This is a genomic window from Pseudomonas sp. NPDC087639, assembly GCF_044743385.1.
Classification (GTDB): Bacteria; Pseudomonadota; Gammaproteobacteria; order Pseudomonadales; family Pseudomonadaceae; genus Aquipseudomonas.
Genome location: NZ_JBIUWI010000113.1, coordinates 1 through 7744, shown reverse-complemented (window position 1 = coordinate 7744; position 7744 = coordinate 1). Strand labels below are relative to the sequence as shown.

Annotated in this window: 6 protein-coding genes and 1 pseudogene; 5 read left to right on the top strand and 2 right to left on the bottom strand. The window is 59.5% G+C overall.

Annotation, left to right across the window (positions count from 1 at the left end; translation table 11 throughout):
- The 4 genes from ACIOVB_RS26315 to ACIOVB_RS26300 form a co-directional block, all read left to right on the top strand.
- Window positions 1–79, top strand: a 79-nt coding sequence (locus ACIOVB_RS26315; RefSeq protein ID WP_401272139.1) for a hypothetical protein, incomplete at its 5' end; no start/stop codon positions are given.
- The gene (glyS, locus tag ACIOVB_RS26310; protein ID WP_401272137.1) at window positions 76–2130 is read left to right on the top strand and encodes a glycine--tRNA ligase subunit beta; all 2055 of its coding nucleotides are present in this window, start codon (window positions 76–78) and stop codon (window positions 2128–2130) included. The genes ACIOVB_RS26315 and glyS, both read left to right, overlap by 4 nt.
- Before the next feature lie 4 nt (window positions 2131–2134).
- A complete protein-coding gene (gene gmhB / locus ACIOVB_RS26305; RefSeq protein ID WP_305440623.1) occupies window positions 2135–2674 on the top strand; it encodes a D-glycero-beta-D-manno-heptose 1,7-bisphosphate 7-phosphatase in 540 nt (179 codons plus the stop codon).
- 83 nt (window positions 2675–2757) lie between these two features.
- Window positions 2758–3537 carry a lysophospholipid acyltransferase family protein gene (locus tag ACIOVB_RS26300; protein ID WP_401272136.1) on the top strand — a complete coding sequence of 260 codons (780 nt, stop codon included), beginning with the start codon at window positions 2758–2760 and terminating at the stop codon, window positions 3535–3537.
- Window positions 3538–3705: 168 nt separating this feature from the next.
- On the opposite strand, the gene ACIOVB_RS26295 is transcribed toward ACIOVB_RS26300, so the two are convergent.
- Window positions 3706–5238, bottom strand: a complete 1533-nt coding sequence (locus ACIOVB_RS26295) for an ATP-binding protein (RefSeq protein ID WP_401272135.1) — start codon at window positions 5236–5238, stop codon at window positions 3706–3708.
- A 167-nt stretch (window positions 5239–5405) separates the two neighbouring features.
- On the opposite strand from ACIOVB_RS26295, the gene ACIOVB_RS26290 reads away from it, so the two are divergent.
- Window positions 5406–6125 carry a response regulator transcription factor gene (locus ACIOVB_RS26290; protein ID WP_401272134.1) on the top strand — a complete coding sequence of 240 codons (720 nt, stop codon included), beginning with the start codon at window positions 5406–5408 and terminating at the stop codon, window positions 6123–6125.
- A gap of 65 nt (window positions 6126–6190) precedes the next feature.
- Here the strand turns inward: ACIOVB_RS26290 and ACIOVB_RS26285 are convergent.
- Window positions 6191–7744 (bottom strand): annotated as a pseudogene (locus ACIOVB_RS26285) (toprim domain-containing protein); the annotation flags it as partial.

Below are 7744 nucleotides of genomic sequence, written 5' to 3'. Positions count from 1 at the left end.
CCGCGCCAAGCTGGGCTTCCCGATGGCGACCCCGGACCTGCGTGACGAAGTACTGGCCAAGCTGGAGGCTGCACAATGAGTGCGCAAGATTTTCTGGTTGAACTGGGCACCGAAGAACTGCCACCCAAAGCCCTGAACACTTTGGCTGACGCGTTCCTCGCCGGTATCGACAAGGGCCTGCAAGCCGCCGGCCTGAGCTATGAGAGCAAAACCGTCTACGCGGCGCCGCGTCGTCTGGCTGTGCTGATTACTGCGCTGGCTACCCAGCAGCCGGATCGCAGCATCAACCTCGACGGCCCGCCACGTCAGGCGGCGTTCGACGCTGAAGGCAATCCGACGCAGGCAGCTCTTGGTTTTGCCAAGAAGTGCGGCGTCGAGCTGAGCGAAATCGACCAGAGCGGTCCGAAACTGCGCTACAGCCAGAGCATCGCCGGCAAACCGACCGCGAGCTTGCTGCCGACCATCGTCGAAGATTCGCTGAACGACTTGCCGATCCCGAAACGCATGCGTTGGGGTGCGCGCAAGGAAGAGTTCGTGCGTCCGACCCAGTGGCTGGTGATGCTGCTCGGTGACCAGGTCATCGACTGCACCATCCTCGCGCAGAAGGCTGGCCGTGACTCCCGTGGCCACCGCTTCCATCACCCGGAAAGCGTGCGCATCGGTTCGCCGTCGAGCTACCTGGCGGACCTGCGTGCTGCCTACGTTCTGGCTGACGCCAACGAGCGTCGCGAGATCATCAGCAAGCGCACCGAAGAGCTGGCCACCCGTCAGGAAGGCACAGCGATCGTGCCGCCGGCACTGCTCGACGAAGTGACCGCGCTGGTTGAATGGCCGGTGCCGCTGGTGTGCTCGTTCGAGGAACGCTTCCTCGACGTGCCGCAAGAAGCGCTGATCACCACCATGCAGGACAACCAGAAGTACTTCTGCCTATTGGATGCCGACGGCAAGTTGCTGCCACGTTTCATTACTGTGGCCAACATTGAGAGCAAAGATCCGCAGCAGATCATCGCCGGTAACGAGAAAGTGGTTCGCCCACGTCTGACCGACGCCGAGTTCTTCTTCAAGCAAGACAAGAAGCAGAAGCTCGAAGTGTTCAACGATCGCCTGAAAAACGTGGTCTTCCAGGAAAAACTCGGCAGCGTCTATGACAAGGCCGAGCGCGTATCGAAACTGGCGGCGTACATCGCCGCACGCATCGGCGGCAACGCTTCGTGGGCGGCCCGTGCAGGCTTGCTGTCGAAGTGCGACCTGGCCACCGAAATGGTCGGCGAATTCCCGGAGATGCAAGGTGTCGCCGGCTACTACTACGCCCTCAATGACGGCGAGCCGGAAGACGTCGCGCTGGCGCTGAACGAGCAGTACATGCCGCGCGGTGCCGGTGCTGAACTGCCGGCGACCCTGACCGGTGCGGCCGTCGCTATCGCGGACAAGCTTGACACTCTGGTCGGTATCTTCGGTATCGGCATGCTGCCAACCGGCAGCAAAGACCCGTATGCCCTGCGCCGTGCGGCGCTCGGCGTGCTGCGCATCCTGATCGAGAAACAACTGGATCTGGACCTGAACGACGCCGTGGCTTTCGCCGTGAATGCGTTCGGCGCCAAGGTCAAGGCTGCCGGCCTGAACGAGTCGGTGCTGGAGTTCATCTTCGATCGTCTGCGTGCGCGTTACGAAGACGAAGGCGTCGATGTGGCCACTTACCTGTCGGTACGTGCCCTGAAGCCGGGTTCGGCGCTGGACTTCGACCAGCGTGTGCAAGCGGTTCAAGCCTTCCGCAAACTGCCGGAAGCCGCAGCACTGGCGGCGGTGAACAAGCGTGTTTCGAACTTGCTGAGCAAGGTTGAAGGCTCGGTGCCGACCGTGGTTGAGGCCAAGTACTTCGACAACGCCAACGAGTTCTCGCTGTACTCGGCGATCCAGCAGGCCGATCAGGCTGTGCAGCCAATGGCGGCGGCGCGTCAGTACAACGAATCGCTGGCACGCCTGGCGGCATTGCGTGAGCCGGTCGACGCGTTCTTCGACGCGGTGATGGTCAATGCCGAAGACGCCAAGGTTCGGGCCAACCGTTACGCGCTGCTGGCGCGTCTGCGTGGCTTGTTCCTCGGTGTTGCCGACATCTCGCTGCTGGGTTGAGGGATTGCTGTTGAAACTGCTGATTCTCGATCGGGACGGAGTGATCAATTACGACTCCGACGCTTACATCAAGTCGGTGGAGGAGTGGATTCCTTTGCCCGGTTCGATCGAGGCGATTGCGCAGTTGAGCAAGGCCGGCTGGACGGTGGCGGTCGCCACCAACCAGTCGGGCATTGCTCGCGGCTACTACGACCTCGCTACCCTCGACGCCATGCACGCGCGCCTGCGCGAGTTGGTGGCAGAGCAGGGCGGTGAAGTCGGGCTGATCGTTTACTGCCCGCATGGGCCGGATGAAGGCTGCGATTGCCGCAAGCCGAAACCGGGCATGTTGAAAACCATCGCCGAGCATTACAACGTGGCGCTGACGAATGTCTGGTTCGTCGGCGACAGCCTTGGTGACCTGGAGGCCGCCAAAGCCGTCGATTCACAGCCAGTTTTGGTAAAGACCGGGAAAGGCGAAAAGACTCAGGGCAAAACCCTGCCGGTTGGCACTCTGATTTTTGACGATCTGGCGGCGATTGCCGCAGAACTTATCCACAACTAGAGTACTTCTGAAATTCCTGACCAGGGATTGATCGGGAGTGCGCTTGAACAGACGGGCATTGCCCCGTAACGGTAAACGTCGCCATGTCGATACTGCGGGCCTTCAGAATTTTCCTTTTTTATCTGCTGCTGGGCACCACGTCCTTGCTGTGGTGCAGCCTGAGCTTTTTCATCGCGCCCTTTCTGCCATTCAAGGCGCGCTATCGTTTTATCAACGTGTACTGGTGCCGTTGCGCCTTGTGGTTGACCAAGGTGTTCCTCGGTATCCGTTACGAAATCAAAGGCGCGGAAAACGTGCCTGACCGGCCCTGCGTGATTCAGTCGAACCACCAGAGCACTTGGGAGACGTTTTTTCTCTCCGCCTATTTCTCGCCTCTGAGCCAGGTGCTCAAGCGCGAATTGCTTTACGTGCCGTTCTTCGGCTGGGCCATGGCCATGCTGCGGCCGATTGCCATTGACCGCGATAACCCGAAAGCGGCGCTGAAACAAGTCGCTGCAAAGGGTGATGAACTGCTCAAGGACAACGTTTGGGTGCTGATCTTTCCGGAAGGTACGCGCGTTCCTTTTGGCACTGTCGGCAAGTTCTCGCGCAGTGGCAGCGCATTGGCAGTAAATGCGGCGCTTCCGGTCCTGCCGATTGCACACAATGCGGGCAAGTTCTGGCCGAAAGTCGGCTGGGGCAAGATGTCCGGAGTAATCACGGTGGTCATTGGTGAACCGATGTTCGCCGAAGGCACTGGCCCGCGTGCTATCGCCGAGCTGAACGACCGGGTGCAGGCCTGGAACGAGAAGACCCAGCGCGAAATGGGTTCACTGCCACCGGCCCCGCAAGCGCCGGCTGCGAGTGATCAGCTGGCTGTCTGAGATTTTGTGGATAACCTGTGTACGGTTTTGTTGAAAATGCCTGAATATTGATCTTAAGTAATTGATTTACTTATATATTTCTCAAGCTCATAAAACACCGTAAAAGGTGCATAAGTTTTTTTCGGAAGTAAAAAAACCGGCTGATATAGCCGGTTTTTTTGTGCCTTATCAATCAGCGATCAGCGGCAACTCAAGCACGAACGTTGTGCCTTGATCGACCACGCTAAAGCACTCGATCCGGCCGCCATGATGATCGATCACGGCTTTCACCATCGATAATCCAAGGCCGACACCATCGATGCCGTGAGCCGAAGAAAAGCGCCGATACTGGGTGAACAAATCGGGGAGTTCTTCGGCGGCAATGCCTTTGCCCTGATCCCTAATCTCGCAGCGTAGCCATTCGTTGTGGCAAGTGACGCGCAGCTCAATCGCGGTATCGGCCGGGCTGTACTTGATGGCGTTTTCCAGCAAATTGAACAGTGCGCGGGTCAGCAATCCCTGGTCGGCCAGCACCAGCCGCTCCTGGGATTGCTCGTCCATGTCGTGGAGCAACTCGATACGTTGTTGTTGGGCGATGGGCAATGCCTGGTCCACCACGTCGAGGACCAGCATCGCAAACAGACTGGGCTGGAACTGATAGGCCTCGGATTCCGCCCGCGCCAACAGCACGAAGCCGTCAGTCAAGGAAAGCGCGCGGCGCACCTGACGTTCAATCTGCTCGAACAGCGGAGAATCCGCGCCAGCCTGATGGCGGTGAACATCGAGCAGAGCGAGGATAGCCGAATGCGGCGCGCGCAGATCGTGGGACAGGAAGCGCAGCAAGACGCCGCGTTGTTCTTCGGCGGCGCGTTCAGCGCTGAGGTCGGTCAGGCTCAGCAACCAACCGATTGGCGTGTCACCGTCCACCGGCAACAACGCGGCACGCTCCAGGCGCAGGCTGCGTTCCTTATGATCGCGAAACTCCAGCAGTGGCAGGGCGGACAATGTTGGGCGCGGCGCGGCCGACAACTCGGGATAACCGAGCTGTGCCAGTTGATCGAGCACATCGTCGCCCACCAGCGCCTGATCGAACAGAAGGCGAGCCTTGCGATTGCCCAACAGTATCCGTCCCTTGGGGTCACTGATCAGTGTGGCAACGGGCAAATACTCCAGACCGTCCGCGATGAACCGCCGGGTATCGCGGGTGCGGCTCATGGCTTGTTCGAGTGCCATGATTTGGCCCTGCAAGCGATCAGCGCCGGTAAATTGCGTGCGGCGGCGCTCGGGAAACACTTTCGGTTCGCTGTCGAGCCGCGCCAATTCCCAGCCGAAGTACGTCAGCACCACGCTGAGCCGGCGCCAGTTCCAGATCAGATAGCCAAACAGCATCCCCAGCACCGCTGGCGTCGGCGACCACCATAAGCGCATTTGCGCCAGGCCGGCGCTGGTAATCAACACGCACGCCATGCCAATCAGTGTCATCCAAAGTGCCAGACGCGGCCGCCACAGCAGTAGGCCCAGCACGCAAGCCACCATGCCCACCGAGAGTAGGGCACCCGCTGCCGGAGAAGCATCGGGCAAGTTTATCTGCGCGCGATAAGACAATAGGGCAGTCAGCGGCAACAGCACTAGACTTATCCACAACCACTCACGCACCAACTGGCGAAACAGTCGCTGCACCTGGCTCGGCTCGCGGCTTTCGTGCCGTCTGCGGTCATTCATGGGAAAAAGGGGTAGGGCGGGTGAATGGTTTCATAGGTCACAGGTCTGAGACATGACCCGAAGAATCATAGCGGACGTCGACCAACGGCGGGCTGCTTCCTTTCATAGCGATGGCCGAGCGACTAAGGTTGACGACCAACTGCCCCAGCAACAAGGAACCACCGCGTATGCGCGTTGCGATACTGGACGACGAACCCGCCGAGCTGCGCCGGGTCGAGCAGACCTTGCAACAGATGGCCGAGGTCGGAGAACAGCCATGGTCGCTGCACAGCTTCGAGCGCGGTGAAGACTTGCTGCGACAGCTGCGCCGGGAAACCTTCGATCTGCTGGTCCTCGACTGGCAACTGCCAGATCTCTCCGGACTGGCGTTGCTGCGCTGGACCCGCGAACACATGGAAGCGCCGCCTGCAGCGATCATGCTCACCAGCCGCGATGGCGAAAGCGATATCGTCCAGGCCCTCAACGCCGGCGCCGACGACTACGTCAGCAAACCGTTCCGGCCCAATGAACTGAAAGCCCGGGTCGCCGCAGTGCTGCGCCGGCACAGCCAGCCACGCACACCTGCTGCCGAAGTACTCACCTTCAATGACCTGATCTTCGACGATGCCGAGTTGACCGTCACCCGTGAGGGCATACCGATTGTCATGACTGAGCGCGAGTATCGGCTGGCTCGGTGCCTGTTCAGCAATTTAGGGCGACCGCTGTCGCGCGATTACCTGTATGAGCGATTTTGGCCACATGAGGAAGTAGCCTCCTCAAGACCGCTGGATACGCATATCTATCGGTTGCGTAACAAGCTGGGGCTGACGGCGGATCGCGGTTGGCAGTTGCTGACGATTTACGGGTATGGGTATCGGTTGGAGAGTGTGACGTCGGCGAGCGAGTAAATAGCGGGTAATAAAAAAGGCCAACGCAATGCGTTGGCCTTTTTCGTTGGAGCCGCCGACCGGGATCAGAAATCCAGGTTGGATACCGCCAACGCATTGCTCTCGATGAACTCACGGCGAGGTTCGACCGCATCACCCATGAGGGTGTTGAAGATCTGGTCTGCGCCAATGGCGTCTTCGATGGTGACTTTCAGCATGCGACGCACGCTTGGGTCCATGGTGGTTTCCCACAGCTGATCCGGGTTCATCTCGCCCAGACCTTTGTATCGCTGAATGGTATGACGCTTGGTGCTTTCGGCCATCAGCCAGTCCAAAGCTTCCTTGAACTCGGTGACCGCTTTCTTGCGCTCGCCACGCTGGATGTACGCGCCTTCATCGAGCAGGGTGCTCAGCTGCGCGCCGAGGGTGACGACGGTTTTGTAGTCGTTGCTGCCGAAGAAGTCGCGATTGAAGGTGACGTAGTTCGACAGACCGTGGGAGATCAGTTCGACCTCTGGCAGCCACACGCCACGTTCACGATCTTCACGCAGGCTGGCCTTGTAGACCAGACCGGACTTCTCGTTGGTGCGCAGACGGACTTCGTACTGAGCCAGCCAATCTTGCATCGCTGCATGATCGCCAAGCGTTTCCAGGCTGACGGCCGGCAGGTAGATGAAGTGTTCGGTCAGTTCCTGTGGGTACAGGCGTGACAGACGCTTGAGGGTCTTCATCACCATGCGGAAGTCATTCACCAGACGCTCAAGCGCTTCACCGGAAATGCCCGGGGCTTCGTCGTTCAGGTGCAGGCTCGCATCTTCCAGGGCCGACTGCGTCATGTACTCTTCCATGGCGTCGTCGTCTTTGATGTATTGCTCTTGCTTGCCTTTCTTGACCTTGTCCAACGGCGGCTGGGCGATGGAGATGTAGCCGCGCTCGATCAGCTCCGGCAACTGACGGAAGAAGAAGGTCAGCAGCAGGGTACGGATGTGCGAACCGTCGACGTCAGCATCGGTCATGATGATGATGTTGTGATAGCGCAGCTTGTCGATGTTGTACTCGTCGCGACCGATGCCACAGCCCAGTGCGGTGATCAAAGTGCCCACTTCCTGGGACGAGATCATCTTGTCGAAACGTGCTTTCTCGACGTTGAGGATCTTGCCTTTGAGCGGCAGGATGGCCTGGGTCTTGCGGTTACGTCCCTGCTTGGCAGAGCCGCCCGCGGTACAGTTCGGACAGCGCAGGATCTTTTTCCTGGCAGTCAGCGAGCTTGCCCGGCAGGCCGGCGATGTCCAGCGCGCCTTTGCGGCGGGTCATCTCACGGGCCTTGCGCGCGGCTTCACGGGCACGGGCGGCATCGATCATCTTGCCGACAACCAGCTTGGCTTCGTTAGGGTTCTCCAAGAGGAAGTCGGAGAAATACTTGCCCATCTCCTGCTCGACCGCGGTCTTCACTTCGGAAGAGACCAGCTTGTCTTTGGTCTGGGAGCTGAACTTCGGATCCGGCACTTTCACCGAGATGATCGCGGTCAGACCTTCACGGGCATCGTCACCGGTGGTGGCGACTTTGTGCTTCTTCGCCAGACCTTCCTGCTCGATGTAGTTGTTCCGGTTACGCGTCAGTGCCGACCGGAAGCCCACCA

Excerpts from the sequence above, each read along its gene's own strand:
- glyS (WP_401272137.1), top strand. The coding sequence starts at position 76 with ATGAGTGCGCAAGATTTTCTGGTTGAACTGGGCACCGAAGAACTGCCA.
- ACIOVB_RS26290 (WP_401272134.1), top strand. The coding sequence starts at position 5,406 with ATGCGCGTTGCGATACTGGACGACGAACCCGCCGAGCTGCGCCGGGTC.
- ACIOVB_RS26295 (WP_401272135.1), bottom strand. The coding sequence starts at position 5,238 with ATGAATGACCGCAGACGGCACGAAAGCCGCGAGCCGAGCCAGGTGCAG.
- ACIOVB_RS26300 (WP_401272136.1), top strand. The coding sequence starts at position 2,758 with ATGTCGATACTGCGGGCCTTCAGAATTTTCCTTTTTTATCTGCTGCTG.